The organism is Pseudoalteromonas sp. T1lg122 (assembly GCF_002964825.1).
GTDB classification, from domain to species: domain Bacteria; phylum Pseudomonadota; class Gammaproteobacteria; order Enterobacterales; family Alteromonadaceae; genus Pseudoalteromonas; species Pseudoalteromonas gelatinilytica.
On record NZ_PQCG01000001.1, the window covers coordinates 475,121 to 492,756 of the forward strand.

Sequence of the window (17,636 nt, forward strand, 5' to 3'; positions counted from 1 at the left end):
TTTGACCAAAATGTCCTATCTACCTGACCAAATTTAGATTGGACAAATTCCGAGAGGTAATCGCAATTCAGTGCAAAAACTTTTTTGTGGGAGTTCGAAAATAATAGCAAAAATTTAGACTCGCGCCAATCCTAGAAACCAGACTGGAGCCTCGGATATTTTGCCTTAAAAGATATGTACCTTGCAGATAATACTTTGGCTTTAAAGTTCCAGCTCTTAATGCAAAGCAATTTCATCGATGAAACAACACCACTCATTTTAACTGCAAAAACCTCATTTAGATTACAACTGACCGATTTAGCCAGAAGTGCTTGGTGAGGCATAGTCTTTCTGATTTCTAGACTTTGGGGATGCGTTAGCAAGAGTGCTAATTTATAGTTCTAAACAGCCTAAAAGACTTTCCACCTTGGTTGTTTTTCAAACAAAACATTACCAAGGATCACTTTCATAATAGTGCTTTTTTTCACTATTAATGACAAAAATCGACACTATAGTGGAAATAAGCACTATTATGAAAAACATCTTACTGTGCGAGTTTTAATCACCTTTTTGGGCGTGAACTAAAAAATAAATGCGCGATAGTGGTTTATTATCCCCTTCTTTTGAGGACTTAATAAACCACTATAAATTTTTAGTTTTCGATTTCACAACCTTATATCTTGAGCTTATGTTGCTTTAGAAGGGTCATTAAGAATGATTGGCTATATAACGTAATTTGTTAGCCCCATAAGTAGCTGCACTGTCGTTACATTAGTAATGAACAACAGTGACAACCTCTTCTGCTGACGAATACTCAGTACGTTAACTAAAGTGTCTTGTTTACACCTGTGAAGATTGGTTTGAGTTAGCCATGAAAGAACCCCTCTATTTTGGAGTAGGTATCCCTCAAAATATTATGCTTTCAGGCTGCATTAACATTAAAAATTGACTAGAGCTCCCATAAAAAAGCCCCGTAAAAACGAGGCTATTTGCAGTACCAGACTGTAGACTACCAGGGCTTGAATGAAGCAAGACCTGATCCGTTAATCTGTATTTGCGTTTTCACTTTCGCAGCTTCACTAAATGACGACTACATCACCATTCTCACATGTTATTTCGATAGAACCATTATTAATTTCATACTCATGATAGCTGTCCGGAAGTGCGTAGTATCGGGAGTAAAAGTTATTGAGATCAATTTTTAGTACACCTAATTCTGTTATTACTAAAACATCATTGTTAAGTACGAATGATTCCACAAAAAAATAATCTAAATCTACTTTATATGTAATTTGTCCACTAGTTCTGTTTATTAATGCGAAACTTAAATCGATACCCACAGCGATCAGTTCACTCCCAATATCAATAACACTTGGTTCAATTAAGTCGCTTTGCCAATTAACTTTGAACTTGATATTGTCAAAAGATAAAAATGCAAAGCACGTACTGTTCTCATCGTTGCTAAATATATTTTGCAACGATGAATTTTGAAATTCACTTCTCTCAACTTTATTTATTTTGTAATTCATCATTTATATATCTTTGGTATTATTGTAGTGACAGAGGGAGTCGCATTCATATTACCTCCTCTATAGAAGTAACTAACGTTGATTTCCCCTCGACCTCCTATGTTAAGGCTTCTCAGGACACTAGTACCATGTTGATTCGTTTGCGTACTTACATATCGCCCTTGGGTTAGGGCATTTTGAAAGACAGCCATTAATTGCCTTTCACTTTTTATACCTAAAGTATTAAGGTCTTTAAGGTTTTGCGCTGATCTAGCAATATTGTGAGCGTTACCTGTTGTAACTCTGCCAAAAAAGAAATCAAACTTTGATGTCGCGACAGTAAATGGACTTTTGAAACCTATTGCTCCCATAAACTTACTGGCTATACTCGGCATCCTCATTGAAATGGTGGCAGCTGAACCACCCGGAGTTGCCATTAAAGAACCATAAAGTCGATGCTTAAATGCCCCCCAACTACTAAAGTCTGACTTTGCACTTGCCCATGCTTTATCCCAAAACCCAGGCTTATCCCTGTTCCCATCTACCCGTTCAGATTTTTGAGGAGTGAATAGATCAGATGCTGGTACATCGGGATCACGACTTGATTGAAAAGTTGCCTTTTGTTGTTCACCACCAATATCTGTAATGCTTAAAGTTCCGGCGGAATTAGAGGCACTCATAGATGTAATTGTACCATTGCCGCCAAAATTAGCAGTTACTGTATTTCCACCTGATGAAGTAGAAATAGAATCGACTTTAATTAGGTCTCCGCTGCCATCTCCAGCATCAACATAATTATTACCGTCTTTATCTTTGAATACTTGTGTGTCTTTAGTGACTTCTATTGTTTCTTTTTCTGGAGCATAGCCAGTTGGGTCTGTCCCCGCCAGCGGATTATTCATAATGTAGGAATATGGATTAATTCCCTGAGAGCCTTCATGTACAAAAGGATCAACCGACATAAACCGACCAAGGTTATAATCGTACACCCGACCGTTCATATGAATTAATCGGCCTAACTTGACGCATTGCTTTAAAGAGCTTTTATAACTTTGAGAGTACAGCAATAAGGTAAAGTGTTAAATCACTTTTATGGGGCTAGAAATAACAAAGGCTCCAACAAGGGAGCCTTCGCCAAGTGTAACTTGGGGCCAGAACATCATTACCGGACTGAGCCTCGACCTAAAATTAGGTTATGTGGTGTCATACTAAACAGTATGTCTGCTACACCATACCCGCATGATTACCATTAGTGATAACTATGTCAATCATTACAGCATCATTTCATATTGGCGTAACTTTGAAACAAGTGTGGGCAACTTTTGCTTTTGTAGTGAATTTAAATACTCATCTACTGACATTGGTGGATTTTTCAATGAGCGTCTTTGTCTTTGTGCAGCCAGCAATGCTCGGCTTGGATCCAATTCAAACATGTCAGACAAAAACACATCTGGATGTATGGCTGACAGCCCAAGTGGTGCTAGTTTGTCATCTGGAAAGTCTTTTAAGTTAAATGTCACAATCCCTTCGGCTTGCCCTTTAATTGCAGCGGCAACAACATGGCGATCATCTTGATCGGGTAACTCGATTCCAGCGATAAATGGCTCATAACCTTCAACAACACAGTCAGGCACATGGCGATTCATTAACTCCCGTGTGCGTTGTAATTTCTCTTCAGAGATGTCTGGTTGCTTTTTTAACAAATTTCGCGTCCATTCGTCGTGAATTTGCTCTGTCCATTTCGCCCGATACAAACCTGTTTGCGCCAAATACAGTAAATAACTTCGAAGTGGCGCTGGATACATCACACATGCATCCAGAATTACGGTGTAAGTTGCCATTTAATATCCTAAATTCAACTCCTGATCGAGTGCTGATAATTCATCAAGGGTCGCAAGGCGCTGTTCATCAAGCTGACGTTTGTATTGCATCACATCAACAAACGCGACCTTTCTACGATTGCCCGTTCTTGCATAAGGCAAGTCACCAGAATCAAGTAGTTTGATAAACGTGGGTCGTGACATATTTAGCATATCCGCTGCTTCTTGCGTGGTTAACTCAGCATGTATTGGTGTGATATTAACACTGTTCCCTTGGCCAAGTTGAGTCAGCACTTCAATCATTAATTTAACTGCACTAGCTGGTAATTGAACAGAGTGAGTTTCACCGTCTTTACCTACCACACTAAAATTTTGTACATCACCATTCGCTTCCAGCACGGCTGAAAGTTCTTGGCTACTTAATTTAGCCAATGCGATTTCTTCGGCACTTGGCAATGATTGTACGTTCAACATTACTTTGGTCTCATCTGTTTGTCTGTTTGTCTGTTTGTCTGTTTGTCTGTTTGTCTGTTTGTCTGTCTGTTTGTCTGTTTGTCTGTTTGTCTGTTTGTCTGTTTGTCTGTTTGTCTGTTTGTCTGTTTGTCTGTTTGTCTGTTTGTCTGTTTGTCATTGTAAATAATTGAGCTTTATTACGTGCAAACCTAATCAGTGAGATTGATTAAAATTTAGCACAACGTAATTATCCGAAATATTCGCAAATATGTCAACTTTCGAAATATTCGAAAATCCCGTCCTTGGGTCATAACTCATCGCTGCGCCGCAGGGTGAGTGTTATTATACACTTCTTGCAATTTGACCAAGCTCACATGCACATACACTTGTGTAGTTGATAAATCAGCATGACCTAAAAAGGCCTGTACATGGCGAATATCCGCGCCATTATCAACCATGTGTGTTGCTGCTGCATGGCGATATTGATTGCATGCACCTTGCTTACGTACACCCGCACGTTTAATGTATTTAGCAACCAGCTCTGACAACTGTGCAACCCGAAATGGTTTGCCATTATTCGCAATAAACAACGTTTTGCCTGAGTGCTCATTCACCAGTGTTCCTCTTACTTCCTTGAGGTAGCGATAAATCCAAAAACAGGCGCTTTTCGCAATAGGTACATAGCGGTCTTTAAAGCCTTTACCTTGATTCACCCTCAGTTTGTATTGCTCAAAATCCACATCATCGATGTGTAAAGACTGGAGTTCAAAGCGCCGAATGCCAGCGGCGTAATACGTTTCCATAATGGCTCTATCACGCACACCCATTGCACCATAATGTTCGGTTTGTTGAAGCACTTTATCTACATCGGGTTCACTTAAAATTGGCTTAGGTAAACGTCTGCCGTTTTTAGGTAATTCAAAATGCTCTGTGGCATTTGTTGCAAGCACACCTTTTATAAACAATATGCGCATCATGACTTTCACAGCCGTTAGCCGATAACGAATGGTGGCACGGCATAACGGCTCACCGTTTAATGGCTTACGATAGTGATTTAAGTATTGCTGGTAATTATCAAGAAGTTCTGTGTTGACTCTATCCACTGTTGTAACACCGTGCTTTACTGCCCATGTATTAAACAACGATAATGCAGCTTGCTTACTAATTACTGTGTTTTCGCTTTGACCTTTTGCGCGGCAGAGCGCACAGTAATAATCAATACATGGTATTAGTGCCTGCGTTGTTGGTTTAATGAGTGACATAACGTGCTCCCCATTTCATCAGGTGAAACGCCAATGGCTTCGGGTACATCGCACCATTAAACCACTGAATAATGCGAGGGGCTGGCCGACTTGGGCAAATCAGTTTAATACCACACACTGCCAGCAACATCCCTTCATGATAAATAGGCTCAACAATGCAACCACGGAAGACCTCATGACCGTTGGCAGTAATAAGCCCTGCACATTTTAATACGTGACGAAAACTGGCACCTTCTGCTGTGCTACTGGTTTTAATGTAACGATTTAAACTACGGTCGCAGTAACCAAGGTGATACTGACTAATTGCTTCATGACTAATGCCTCTACGTGCCAGCTTATTGCATGCAGTAGCATCATTTAAAAGCCGTGAATGGTATATATCAAACAGTTGTTTAATATATACCTCATCAATATTGATGCGCTGTAACATCCGCTCGAACTCATCAATTGTCTCAATCTCATTCATGATGCGTCTCCTTCGATGTTTTTATAGCGTTTACGCATTGAGCCACCTTGCAACTCAAGACGATGAGCACGGTGAACAATCCTATCCATAATGGCATCCGCCATCGTAATTTCACCAATGTACTCATGCCACTTACTCACTGGCAATTGAGTGGTGATCAAAAGAGAGCCGGATTCGATGCGTTCTTCTACCAATTCAAGAATGTCTTGGCGATTGCGCTCATTCAGAGGCACCATTGCCCAGTCATCTAAAATTAATAACTTAAACTTGGCTAATTGTGAGCGCAACTTAGGTAATGAACCATCTCTACGCGCAATGTCTAGCTCTTCCAGTAACAAGGCAAACCGTTTATACAGCACAGGGATATTGAATTTAATGGCTTGATTCGCCAGCGCACAGGCAATCCAACTTTTACCAACACCGGTTGGCCCCGTAATAATAAGAAATTGATTACGTTGCACCCAGTCACACTGCACCAAACTCACAAAATGACTTTTATCAATGCCACGCTTTGCTAAGTAGTCCATATTCTCAATGCAAGCTTGTCCTTGCTTTAACTTGGCTGCTTTAAACATACGCTCACGCTTTTTCTGGGACTTAAACTGTATTTCTTCACAGGTTAAAAAGGCCAATACATCAAGCAGCGGCAGAGCTAACATATCAGGGCTTTCGAGTACCTTTTGTAAAGCGCCCGTCATACCCATTAAACGTAGTGCCTGTAAGTTCTCAAATACACTGTGTTCATTACTCATTTTACTGCCCTCCATTAACGTAATACTCAGCACCACGAACATTATGGTGAAGCGGCAAAGATTGCTGCGTGGGTACATCTTCTGGTACTTCATCAAGGTGGCATTGCAAAATAGAGCGCACACTACTCACTGTTCGCGACTTTATGTCACAGGCACAGTGGCAAGCATTCTCAAATCGTATTGCCCCGTATTGCTTTGCCAGTGTTTGCAGGTTGGTGCACGCTTTACACCCTTGCATTGAATAGTCTGGCAAGTTATCAAATTGCGCCATCACCAGCGCAAGCGCACTTTGTCCGATGCGCTCTGCCCATTGAATAAAATGAGCCTTTGATTGCTCTGCATACACACGGTGACTTTTAGGGCGGTGTTGCGGCTCAGTTGTCGCGCCACCTTGCACAAAACTGCGTACATGCATAGCCACTAACTTATGCTGAAAGTACACTTCAACTTTGTTGTTTGTAACCTTGATATCCACCGCTTGGCTGGTTAGTTCATAAGGCACAGAATACGCGTGTCCATGCACATAAATGTGATAGTCTCGATTCACTTTTTGCTGGTGTATCCAACGTCCAATTTCAAAGGGTTGTTGAGGCAGTGGTTTTAAAGTTTGGTGCTCTTGATCTTGGAATCGTTGTAAGCGATCACCTTCAAAGCGCTTAAAAGGCCGTTGATTTAATTGCTCAAGCAAAGCGCGTAAAGCACGGTTAATTTCATCGATGCTAAAAAACTGACGCCGACTCAATACCACGATTATCCAACGAGTGACCAGCAACACACCAATTTCAGCCAATGATTTATCTTGTGGCCTGCGTACACGAGCAGGTTCAATAACAAAATCGTAATGCTCGGCCATTTCTTGGTAACTGGCATTAATAACAGGTGTTTTGCCAGGCTTTGTCACCGCTGATTTTAAGTTATCAGGCACCACAAGCTGAGTCACACCACCGTAATAATCAAACATAGCTTGATGAGCAGACAACCAGTCTTCAAGTTTTTGTGAGCGCACAGCAATGGCAAACACGTATTGCGCATAGCCTGTAACACCAACAAATATTTCGGCATAATGCTGTTTGCATGCAACGGAGTCATACCAAGGAATGCGCTTACCAGAAAAGTCCACAAAGGTTACTTCACCAGGTAAATAATACTGGCGCATTGTCACATCAATTGAGTCAACAAAGTCACGATAGTAATGTGTAAATTGTGAGTAACTGTAAGCATCATCGGGGTTTAGACTACGGTATTCTTCCCAAAGTTGGATCAAGGTTTGATGTTTAGTTTGCATCAGTTGATGAACATGATGCCAATCAGGTAACCGCTTGCTACTGTCTGCTTGTTTTGGCTCTGAAAATAGCCGAACAAGTTGGCTGTCACTGTATTCATTTACTCGCTCAAGAGTGAACGTTATTCTTCCCAGCTTCTTACGATACCGTCGCACTGTATTGGGGGCGACACCCACCAATTTTGCGATACGACGATTTGAATAATGCGTGGTGAATAGCAAACGAAGAAGTTGCCGTAATATTTGTGCGCTCATACGCGCCTCCTTAATTTCAATTTTAAAGAAATCAAGGCACACGCCGACCTGCATCTCATCACTGGATGAAACTTGACAGATAGGCAAAGGAAAGCTTAAATAAAAGAGTCGAAAGGCGAGAGTACCAAACGACATTTTCAGAAAAAGTCAGCACTGCTATGCTGGCTTTTTCACTTTCTGAGCCTTACTAAATTGTGCCTGAGTAATCGTACTTAAGTAACTGTGTGCAATTTAATCCATAGGCTTATCCTTCGGTGTGTATTGGTTTTCAATGCGCTGCCTAGCCAACCAAACAGCAATGTCTTTCACAAGCGCAAATCGTCCCTTCCTGCCTTTAATCGTAAACAGCTCCACAGGAAAGGATTGTTGTGACATGTGTTTGCGTAACGAATGGATACTGCGATAGCCCATCGCTTCAGATAGCTTCTCCCCTGTAAGTAATGGAGAGCCATAATTTTTCATAAGCTCGCGTTCTAACTCTAAAGCCAGTGCGTTCAATCTTTCCTCCTTGCTGTTCATTGGCAGCATGGTAGTCACCTATTAAGACTTAATATGATTTATTAAGAATATGCAGTTTTGCTAAACTTACATAAGGCTTTCTTTTGTAATTAAAGGCACGAGTAAAACGATGCTATACACAGTTAACATGCATATTTTCAATACGTTAGTGTTTTTGGTTGGAGTTTGGCATTCAAATTGCCAAATTTTTAGATGTACACCTTTGAGCATTATTTAACGCTATCGAGGCGAACAAAATCGTTAGCAACGCGATATTGGTGTGCCTGTTTAAAAGCACACCTCAACGCAAAAAGTGCTTATGAGATGAAAAGAAAGTTACTCAATGAGAAGGAATGGGGAAATAAAGATAATGACTGGTTAAATAAGTCATCTCGGTTTTTCAATAAAAAAGAAGCGGGTGAGCCTGTGATCCGATATGACGTCATTAATCAAATTGATAAACGCATAAATGGTGATTTCTGCTCTTTCGCGATACTCTGTCATCCGCTTTGGCAGCTTTTAGATAACAAGCAACCAACAGACACGTTTATAAATCAAGTTTTATCGCAGTTACCCTACAATTACGCCTGTCTTTTGTTCAAAGAAAATAGTCACGGCCAGCTCATTAGAAAAACAAAACTGACTCAAAAAGCAAAGCAAAAGTTAACTCATAGTCATGATATTCATGCGTTAACATGCTGGTTAGCATTTTGCCTAGAGAAAAAGACGGTAGGCTATAATCAAATTGACATCAACCAACTATGTGCTATTCAGCATTTATTAAAAATGGCTATCGTCACCCCATTTTCATCGGTTACTGATGATTTCTATGTGTATGTAAATGAGGTATTTAGTCCGCTGTACTCGCGCATGCCTGTGATGCGCTATCGCATTTTAATACCTAATGAAAATAACGGCTACACGGACTTTAGCCTCCCTATGAGGCTAATATCTGGCAACTGTTTGACCCTACACCCAACGCTTGGTTTGTATAAAAAACTATGTGATCGAGCGATTAAAATTGGGCTGGTAGCTAATTCTTTTGATGGGATGAATCGTTTTTATAACTTCATTTGCCATTCAGAAATCGTTGAGCTTATGAACCTTTTATTTCAACCGACTCCACCAACGAGCTTAAAAACACTCAAACAACAAATTCTGTATCGACTCATTTATTGCAAATAACCGCCACAGAATCCCCTTTATTAAGGGCAAATAAAACAAGTACCGTGTTCATGTAAATTCAGTAAACTGTGTCACTTTAAAACAGCAGAGCTAGCTATTTGAGCCAGCGCCACTACATGGTGGCACTGACACAGATTGCACAGTCTGCTGCTAGCAAGTGCGCAGTTCTACTGGGATTGGCTGCACATTTGATAGCTTTTTGTTCCTCAATAAACAGGCAAAAGGCAAGACAGGACTCAGCTACTTTCATATTTAATACTTAATTACTAAAGCTATAAAAAGCAGGAAACAATACCTCCCATTATTTCCCTATAATTCATTTCCCCCTACATCATTGCGACGACTTTTAATTTTTATAAACAGCCGATAACATAAACTTAGTATTCCCAAAACAACAACAGAGTAAATATTAAGGAAAAAATTTGACAACAACAAATTAAACATAAAAACAGCATCAAAATCAGGATTAACTTCATTTGATACATCCCAAACAATCAATGCTGTAAATGCGGGAATTGATAGTGCAGTTACATAAAAATATGACTTCCAAAACCTTCTAATTAACAAGAATAAAAGTGGTAAAGATAATATCACTCCCAATATCAAATAATACATAATGCTACCTCAATTTTTCATTCATACTTATTTGAACGTACATATCAACTGAGTTCATTCCTTGACTGAAGAGAGGCTTACGAGTAAAAGGGTTTCTAGTTAAAGATCCTATACTCCATCTATTATAAATCTCAGCAGAAAACAATTTTACATTCATTTTTTTATCAAACTTTATCTGTCCACGTAAACTAAATGACCCATAAGAATTGGTACCATAATCGCCTTTACCTCTTCCTTCACCTAAAGCTCCAAGAAGAGTAACAACATCTTTAGCAAAATCCTTAGCATATGTAGTATGTTGGCGCCTAAAGTTCTGTATAAGGATGTCTTCATTACTATTAGCGGCCCACTCCCCTCCAGCTTCATATGCTTCAATATAAGGCTTTAAAGCTTCATGTTCACTAAAACGTTTAGACACATCATGCCCAGGTAAATAAAACCAATCTCCTTTTTTCCCTCCATCAAAAAAGTCTAGAATGCTAGACATAATATTTTCATCTTTCTGAGCTATGTGATCGCCTTTTGAAGGTTGAGTAAAATTAAAATTTGATGAGCTATTATTTACAGTTAAAGTGGCTTGCTGACTAGGGCTACCTATATCTGTAATGCTAAATGACGCACCACCTTTTGAAATGGAGGCACTAGATAATCCATTATTACCAAAGTTTTGCGTTACAGTGACGCCATTGCTGGTTGTAGATTTAGTCGACTCAACTTTTAGAACAGAATCCCCCCCATCGTCTAAATAAAGATTTCCTTTTTCATCTTGTAAAACTTTGTGTTTCTCTGGATCATATTCTATTGTCTCAGACTTATATCCCGTAGGGTCTATACCCGCTAACGGATTATTCATTATGTACGAATAAGGGTTAATACTTTGGCTATTCGTTGGGCTTTGAATAACGGGGTCTACAGACATAAAACGCCCAAGGTTATAATCGTACACCCGACCGTTCATATGAATTAACTCTACATCATCCAAGTGTTCATGGTCCGTAAAGCCACGGTGTGTTTTGGCTTTATCTAAGTCATTTAGTTTTGAATTACCGTATGGCATTAAACTACCGCTTGCCAAACGTGGTTTACCGAATGGGTCAAAATTACGCTGGGCCGTTACATAACCATTTTTATCTGTAAATATACGGGCACTACCCAAGCGGTCTTTATGTGTATAACGGATTGTGGCGCTTTCATTAGTTGTTTGGCTTATAACTGCAATGTCGTCGACATAAGCACGCCATGTAGTTTTACTACCGTTGACTTCTTCTTCATACAATTTGTCACTGTAGAAGGTGGTTACGCTGCCATTCACTTGCTTAAAACGCATATGCTGCGGGCCATAAGTAAAATCAATCGTTTTACCCGCTTTTTTGATTTGCGTAGGCTTGTCCATTGCATTATAAATTGCACTGGTTAAACCATCACCGCTCGTCATGTTACCACGAGCATCATAACCAATTGATTTCCAGCCATTACGATAAACACGTTTAACTGCATTTGGACCACCTGTTGCACCCGTTGTGTAGTCGTATTGGGTTGCGTAGTCTGATTTTGATAACAAGTTACCGACCGCATCATAACTGTAACTAGTAACTTCATAGCCATCCACATAATTGCGTTCTAGGCGATGTAAGTTATCGTACTCATAGGTTTCGATAAATTTATGCTCATCAATCCCTATATTACCTGTGGTGACATCCACTTGAGTTAAATTACCAAAGCCATCATAACCTTGATAACTGATATTCATCAGCTTGTTACTGCCTTTTGCGACCGCTTTTAACAGCATTTGGCCATTTCGACTACTGAATGTAGACGTTTCTGACGTACCGTTACCTAAATCAGCAGCAGTGATATTGCCAAACGCATCTTGGTCAGTCACTGTTTTGTAAATATATCCACTTGCCGTATTTTTGATACTTTGCAAGTAACCACTGTTCGTATAATCGTAGCTAATAGTTAAATTATTTGGATAGCGTAACCCCTTAACTCGCCCGTAGTTGGCATCATAAAACGTGGTTGTTTTGTATGTTTTACCACTACCAGCAATAGTTTGTGTAGTTGCTCTACCAATGCTGTCAAAGCTGAATGATTTTGTAACTCCATTGCCTGTTGCTTGGTTTAATTGCCCAAGGCCATAAGTTGCTCCATCGTAGGTATAATTTAAAGTATTTTCACCTGTTGCTGTGCGACGTGTCACACGGCCAAGCACATCAGTAATATACGTAAGTGTTTTACTCCCAACACGTGACTCTTTTTGCAACTCACCAAAGCCATTGTACTCAAAATTGGTCACACCTTGGTTAGGGTCATTAACTTGTGTTTTACGCCCCAAAGCATTGTACTTAGCAATGATTTTATTGCTATTAGCATCTTGAATAACAGCAGGTAAGCCTTGGCCATTATAGCTATAACGTGTAATGCCGTTATTAGCGTCTACCGTTTCCATTAATTGCTTAAGGCTATTGTAAGTACGAGACATGTCAATCGTCTTACCTTCACAATCTTCAGATGCAGTTATATCCGTTCTCAATCCAGCATATGCATAGGTCGTTTTCATATCACCACAATGCTGGTTGGTCACTTTTTCAGTTAAACGACCAAGAATATCGTAACCTGTATAACTTACGCCATATGCAGTACTACCTTCTTTGTAAGGTATTGATTCGAATATTTTATAACCTAAATCGTTATACTCTACATCTGTAAAGACCCAATCACCATTAAAGTCTTCGACTGCTGTACGTAGCACTCGCCCTAGCTTATCTTGGTAAACCTTCTGGGTTGGTTGGCCTGCACTCACTGAAACAACTTGTAAAACTGCGTTAGTAGGGGCCTGAGCATCTGGAAATTGAACGGCAGTGTATACTATTGGTTGTCCGTCTGTTTTACTACTAAATGGTCTACTATAATCGTCATACGTATAGACTGTCGTTAAATATGAGGAGCCGCTAAGTTGTTGTCGTGTTTTTGTCACCTTGCCTGTAGCAGGATTAACATGGGTGTAACTCAAGTGATTTTTAGCGTTTTTTAGCTCGTACGGGAAGTAACCATCAACTGCAATTGTATTGCCGTCTTTTGAATAAGCCGTTTTAGTTGTTCTGGTTTGATTTACCCACGAACCACTACTATCTCGTACTTGAGCAGTAGCGCTCACTTGCGTTGGCAAACCATAATCATTGTATGTAGTTACAGTTGTCGTGCCCTTTCCTGACGTTGAAGTACCATGAAAACCACTAACCGTTATATTTCTAGGCTTTCTGTTTGCATGATAATTCGTAAGGTTAGTAACAACTTTAGCCGTAGGATCTAACTCTGTTGTTGACGTAATTGGGTCTTGCGAATTTCGGCTTGTCAGCGCATGTTTAGTAAGTGTCTTTGAAGTTAGCTTATCTAGGAACCATGTGTTTTCATCGTAATTGTAACTCATCACTTCGGTTGTTTTGTTAACACCCCAACCGTCTGTTAGTTGTGTGACTTTCTCTTTTACATTGCCATATTTATCAATGCTATTAACTGTAACAGTTTGAGTAGACACTTTCGTTTTAGAATAAGAGTTACTACTACTCTCACTTGTGGAAGGTAGTCTAGTTATTATTTTTGTTGTTTTAGGGTAAATACTGTATACTCCAGCAATTGAATGATTTGGATTATCTAGCCATTCAATTTCTTTAAAACTTAACGCCTGCGTTTCTGAACTTTCAGCATTTAATAAGTTATGACTACCATAGTTCTCTTTAGCGAATGTAGCTTGTCGTGTTAACTTTCCTTGATAAGGGAAAACTTGCTCAAAGTCAGATTGTGTCACAATACCTTTCGTAACATCTTCTACAATGATTGACTTGAACCCCATAAAGCCACGGCCTTGACCATTATACACTGCACCGAGGTAGTTATATTTAGACTCATTAAAACCACCTAAGCCATTACTTTGCTTGAAATTAGCAACGACATACATTGATGATGCAAAGTTGAAATAGTCATTTCCATTAACAACTTCTGATTCTAGCCTGTCATAGTTGAGACTGTTACTGGTAAGCGGCCTCAAATACCACTCGCTTTTTACGCCTAAGCCATTTTCTGTACTCTTAATAATATCAACAGGCGAATAATCACTTCCATCATTTCCAGAGCCTGCCCCGTAATTCCTATTGATATATATGCCGTAGTCGTCTTCATAACCTGAAAATTCACCACTTGCCGACCCATTAAACGAATACCCTTCATCTAACTTGTGATTAAATACAAAACTTCTTAGCCCAGTACCAAATGCGTCTACAAATGCTGAGTCATAAGCACTACCAATAATTGGGGTTAGTTTTTTCGTTGCTGATATAGTACCTGACTTAGATTGCGTAAAATGAATAGCACTAAATTGATAAATACTTTTATCCGCAGTAGAAGAGTTAATTGACTGTTTTGAATTTAAAGCTTCTGTTGTATAAGTAAATCCATAAAGTTGGTTTCCACATTTTTTACTAACATGATGACTTGGTCTTGCACTGGGGATCAGAGCACATCCTTCATAAATTATACTATCAGGCATTAACAATTCAGCTTTGCCATCATTATTGATATCTTCAATTTTAAATGCGCCTAAGTACTTTGGTACTGTTCTCAAGTCTTGCTCAGATGAAGAGTGGTAGATATACTCTGGCTTTGTTGCTACTAGGCCACTATCTAATAATACTTCAGAAGCAAAAGCTAGATTACCTTCATTAAGACGGTACGTTAGGTATTTAGAGCTACCTTGGTACTCTAAACCAAGCCAATCAGATAAACCATCACCATTGATATCCATAAGATAACTTAACCCTGGAGCTAAAGGGTCTTCACTCACATCAAATGGGCTCGAATGTACATTACTATAATTATCATCACCCAAATAAAGCTCTGTAGGTATTGGTTGCAAAAATGAAATTCTATTTCCGGCACCCGTTTTAACTTTGATAAAGTCAATAGTTCCATCACCAGTCAAATCGCCTACAGAGTTTATATCTGTTGACAATGTGTATTTAGATGAGCCTGCACTGTATTTAGTTAAATTGAAGGTTTTATAAACTGTTGAAAACGGCCTTGTTTTACTTTTAACATTTAAATATATTTCAACTTTGGGTGTTGCACCGGGCTTGAACACAACCACATCTGGCCAACCATCATTATTGAAATCCGCTATTGAGCGAATATGACTATCTCTTAAACCAAAATAAGTAGAAACCGGCATAGATATACCAGCATTTATTGTACTCCCACTACTACTTAGTTTGATTTTTAAGACACCAGAATTAATAAACCATTCATCACTTCGACCATCCAAATCAAAATCACCATCGTGACACTCTGATTGAAGGGTAAATGGGTTCTTAGTACAATTTTCAAACTGAATATTATTTTGAGTGAATTCACCTTCGGCATTAACATAGTATCCTTGCCAATCACGGACACCATCACCATTAATATCACCACGTGGTAAGACTGCACTTAAACTACTTATGTTTGAATAGAGCATATTGCCATTTTCACCCATTGGCTCAACAACATATGACTGCTCTGAATCATGCCAATCAAAAAGAGTTGGCTCAAAACAGTTAGAACCATTTTCGCAAAGCTGAACACTCTGTAATAATCCTCGACCCGATGCAGTACTCGTTTTATAAGCTAAAGAATACTTCCTTATCTCATTGCCGAAACTATTAACTGTAATACTTTTTAACCTTTGCGTAGTTCTAGACTCACCTCCAGCTGCAAAACTTGAGTAGAATATATTTTTATCTTCATATTCGAACTCTACTGACTGCCCATTTGTAGAAGTTGCACTATTCACTGTGTAATAAATTGCCTGTAAGAGTTTTTCGCCAGCAGACTCAGCGATATACTCGTAATTAATGAAGTTTTTATTGGTAGAATCATGCTGATAATCAACTAACCATGAGTAGCTAGCAGATTTACCAGTGTGGATTAGTCGAGAGTTCGCGGTTTTTCCGTAATAAGCAACAGACCCGCTTTTATCCTCTACTTTAAACCATGTAGAACTACCATTTAATGAGCCGTTTTGTGTTACTCGGGTGAAGCTATCAATTTCTGTTCGATAAACGGTACCTGAATTGCCGTAAACACCTGATATTGCTATGAGTCGCTGCCCATTAATACACAAACGGTCTTTGTTATTATATTGAGGGCTCTGTGCAAACCATCTTGTGCATAAGTAGCTGAACAGCGAGAAATACTTGAACCAGCAGATAATGACCAACCTACGCCAGCGATACCATTTCCGCTCCTTGAGGAGTAATTAAGTGATACTGAAGGCTGAAAACCTGCCCTACTTGGCGGTAAATTTATAGGCATTGTATAACTAGCTGCACCACCTTGAACACTTGCGTTACCATTTATAGCCCCTATAGATTCAACATATAGCTCTGGAATTTGGCTAAATGAACCATCTGAAGGCGCGACAGTAGTTTGCGAACCAAATGTTGATGAATCGAGTATATTAAAGTCACGAAATATTATTTGGCTATCAGCCCATCCTGATTTAGTAGCTTTTGCGCAGACTCGTTTAGCAGCTGAAATGGAGAAACTTGTAGTATATGACTGCCAACTAGAGTCACTACAACTCTGATTTTTAGGAACTAATTTATATTTAAGGGCTGCACCTTGAGATGACGATAATGTAATAAGTGTGTCAGGAGTAATTGATGATGAAACAGGAGTTATCGTTGGAGAATTTAGTCTTAAATTATAATCAGCAAAGCTGATTTGACTGTCAATTTGACCATATTTTGTGGCTTTAGCGCAAACACGCTTAGAAGATGGCAATAAAAAAGAGCTATTATAGTTAGACCAACCACTATCTGAACATGTGCTGTTTATAGCAACAAGCTTATATTTAATTGATGCATTATCAGCACTTGATAAAGTAATTTTCTGCGCTGAATCAATAACTCCAGCACTTGGGGAAATAGTAACCTTATTTAGAATTGCTATAGATTGAGTTTCTACATAATTACTATATTGATAAGAATCTGTTGATGAGTCTAAATTTACAGCTCTGATTCTAAACTTGAATGGTCCAGTACCCTGTATTGAATAACTATATGGGGATTCGGCCCAGGAAGTTTCTAATGTCGTATAAAATGAGGTATTTGGAACTGATACTCCAATTTCAAATTTTACATTAGATAATGTAGGTCCGGGAAAAGAAATTGAGCTTGCCCGATAAACTGAAGAGCTTTGAGACGAAAATATATCGTCGTCATCGTTAAATCCATATTCCCAAGTTAACTGGATAGAATTCCCAACAACTGTCGCTGTAACATTAGTTGGGGGATTTAAATTACCTGTTGGAGCTGAGTTTGCCAAACATGTAAAAAAAAGAGTCAATGATATGAGGAAAAAAGTAATTTTACTTGACACAAGCGTAATCCTTTATATGTTATTATTGTTCCACTTCAAGGTAAATATTAAACATATTTGTTGCCATTATGTCAACACACAAGAATTTAGCTAAACAAAAATTAACTTTTAATAGCATCTAAATAATGGTTTGAATTAATAGTTATTG

General features: G+C 39.1%; 11 protein-coding genes and 1 pseudogene. 1 reads left to right on the plus strand and 11 read right to left on the minus strand.

All coding sequences use genetic code 11. The features are described 5' to 3' along the window. Positions 1–1,058: 1,058 nt before the first annotated feature. The 9 genes and pseudogenes from C2M33_RS02255 to C2M33_RS02300 form a co-directional block, all read right to left on the minus strand. Complete coding sequence (locus tag C2M33_RS02255) at positions 1,059–1,511, minus strand: hypothetical protein (RefSeq protein ID WP_105173577.1); 453 nt, start codon at positions 1,509–1,511, stop codon at positions 1,059–1,061. Positions 1,512–2,344: 833 nt separating this feature from the next. Beyond that, a pseudogene (locus C2M33_RS21520) lies at positions 2,345–2,500 on the minus strand (RHS repeat-associated core domain-containing protein); the annotation flags it as partial. A gap of 258 nt (positions 2,501–2,758) precedes the next feature. Continuing rightward, a complete protein-coding gene (locus C2M33_RS02265; protein WP_105173579.1) occupies positions 2,759–3,328 on the minus strand; it encodes a PIN domain-containing protein in 570 nt (189 codons plus the stop codon). After that, positions 3,329–3,781 (minus strand): helix-turn-helix domain-containing protein, encoded by a 453-nt coding sequence (locus C2M33_RS02270; protein ID WP_105173580.1) that lies wholly within the window; start codon positions 3,779–3,781, stop codon positions 3,329–3,331. 293 nt (positions 3,782–4,074) lie between these two features. Next, a complete protein-coding gene (locus C2M33_RS02280) occupies positions 4,075–5,022 on the minus strand; it encodes a tyrosine-type recombinase/integrase (RefSeq protein ID WP_105173581.1) in 948 nt (315 codons plus the stop codon). Then, entirely contained in the window at positions 5,009–5,488 is a 480-nt protein-coding gene (locus tag C2M33_RS02285) for a hypothetical protein (protein ID WP_105173582.1), read from the minus strand. Before C2M33_RS02285 ends, C2M33_RS02280 begins: the two co-directional genes overlap by 14 nt. Beyond that, positions 5,485–6,240, minus strand: coding sequence for an IS21-like element helper ATPase IstB (istB, locus tag C2M33_RS02290; protein WP_105173583.1), 756 nt, complete (start codon positions 6,238–6,240; stop codon positions 5,485–5,487). The genes C2M33_RS02285 and istB overlap by 4 nt, the downstream gene beginning before the upstream one ends. 1 nt (position 6,241) lies before the next feature. After that, on the minus strand, positions 6,242–7,777 hold the full coding sequence (gene istA, locus C2M33_RS02295; protein ID WP_105173584.1) for an IS21 family transposase: 1,536 nt from the start codon (positions 7,775–7,777) through the stop codon (positions 6,242–6,244). 231 nt (positions 7,778–8,008) lie between these two features. After that, positions 8,009–8,305, minus strand: coding sequence for a hypothetical protein (locus C2M33_RS02300; RefSeq protein ID WP_105173585.1), 297 nt, complete (start codon positions 8,303–8,305; stop codon positions 8,009–8,011). Positions 8,306–8,599: 294 nt separating this feature from the next. On the opposite strand from C2M33_RS02300, the gene C2M33_RS02305 reads away from it, so the two are divergent. Beyond that, entirely contained in the window at positions 8,600–9,460 is an 861-nt protein-coding gene (locus C2M33_RS02305) for a hypothetical protein (RefSeq protein ID WP_158685550.1), read from the plus strand. Positions 9,461–10,079: 619 nt separating this feature from the next. On the opposite strand, the gene C2M33_RS02315 is transcribed toward C2M33_RS02305, so the two are convergent. Both C2M33_RS02315 and C2M33_RS02320 read right to left on the minus strand, forming a co-directional pair. Continuing rightward, entirely contained in the window at positions 10,080–16,229 is a 6,150-nt protein-coding gene (locus tag C2M33_RS02315) for an RHS repeat-associated core domain-containing protein (protein WP_105173588.1), read from the minus strand. After that, a complete protein-coding gene (locus tag C2M33_RS02320; RefSeq protein WP_105173589.1) occupies positions 16,202–17,488 on the minus strand; it encodes a SpvB/TcaC N-terminal domain-containing protein in 1,287 nt (428 codons plus the stop codon). The genes C2M33_RS02315 and C2M33_RS02320 overlap by 28 nt, the downstream gene beginning before the upstream one ends. Between the last annotated feature and the right edge of the window lie 148 nt (positions 17,489–17,636).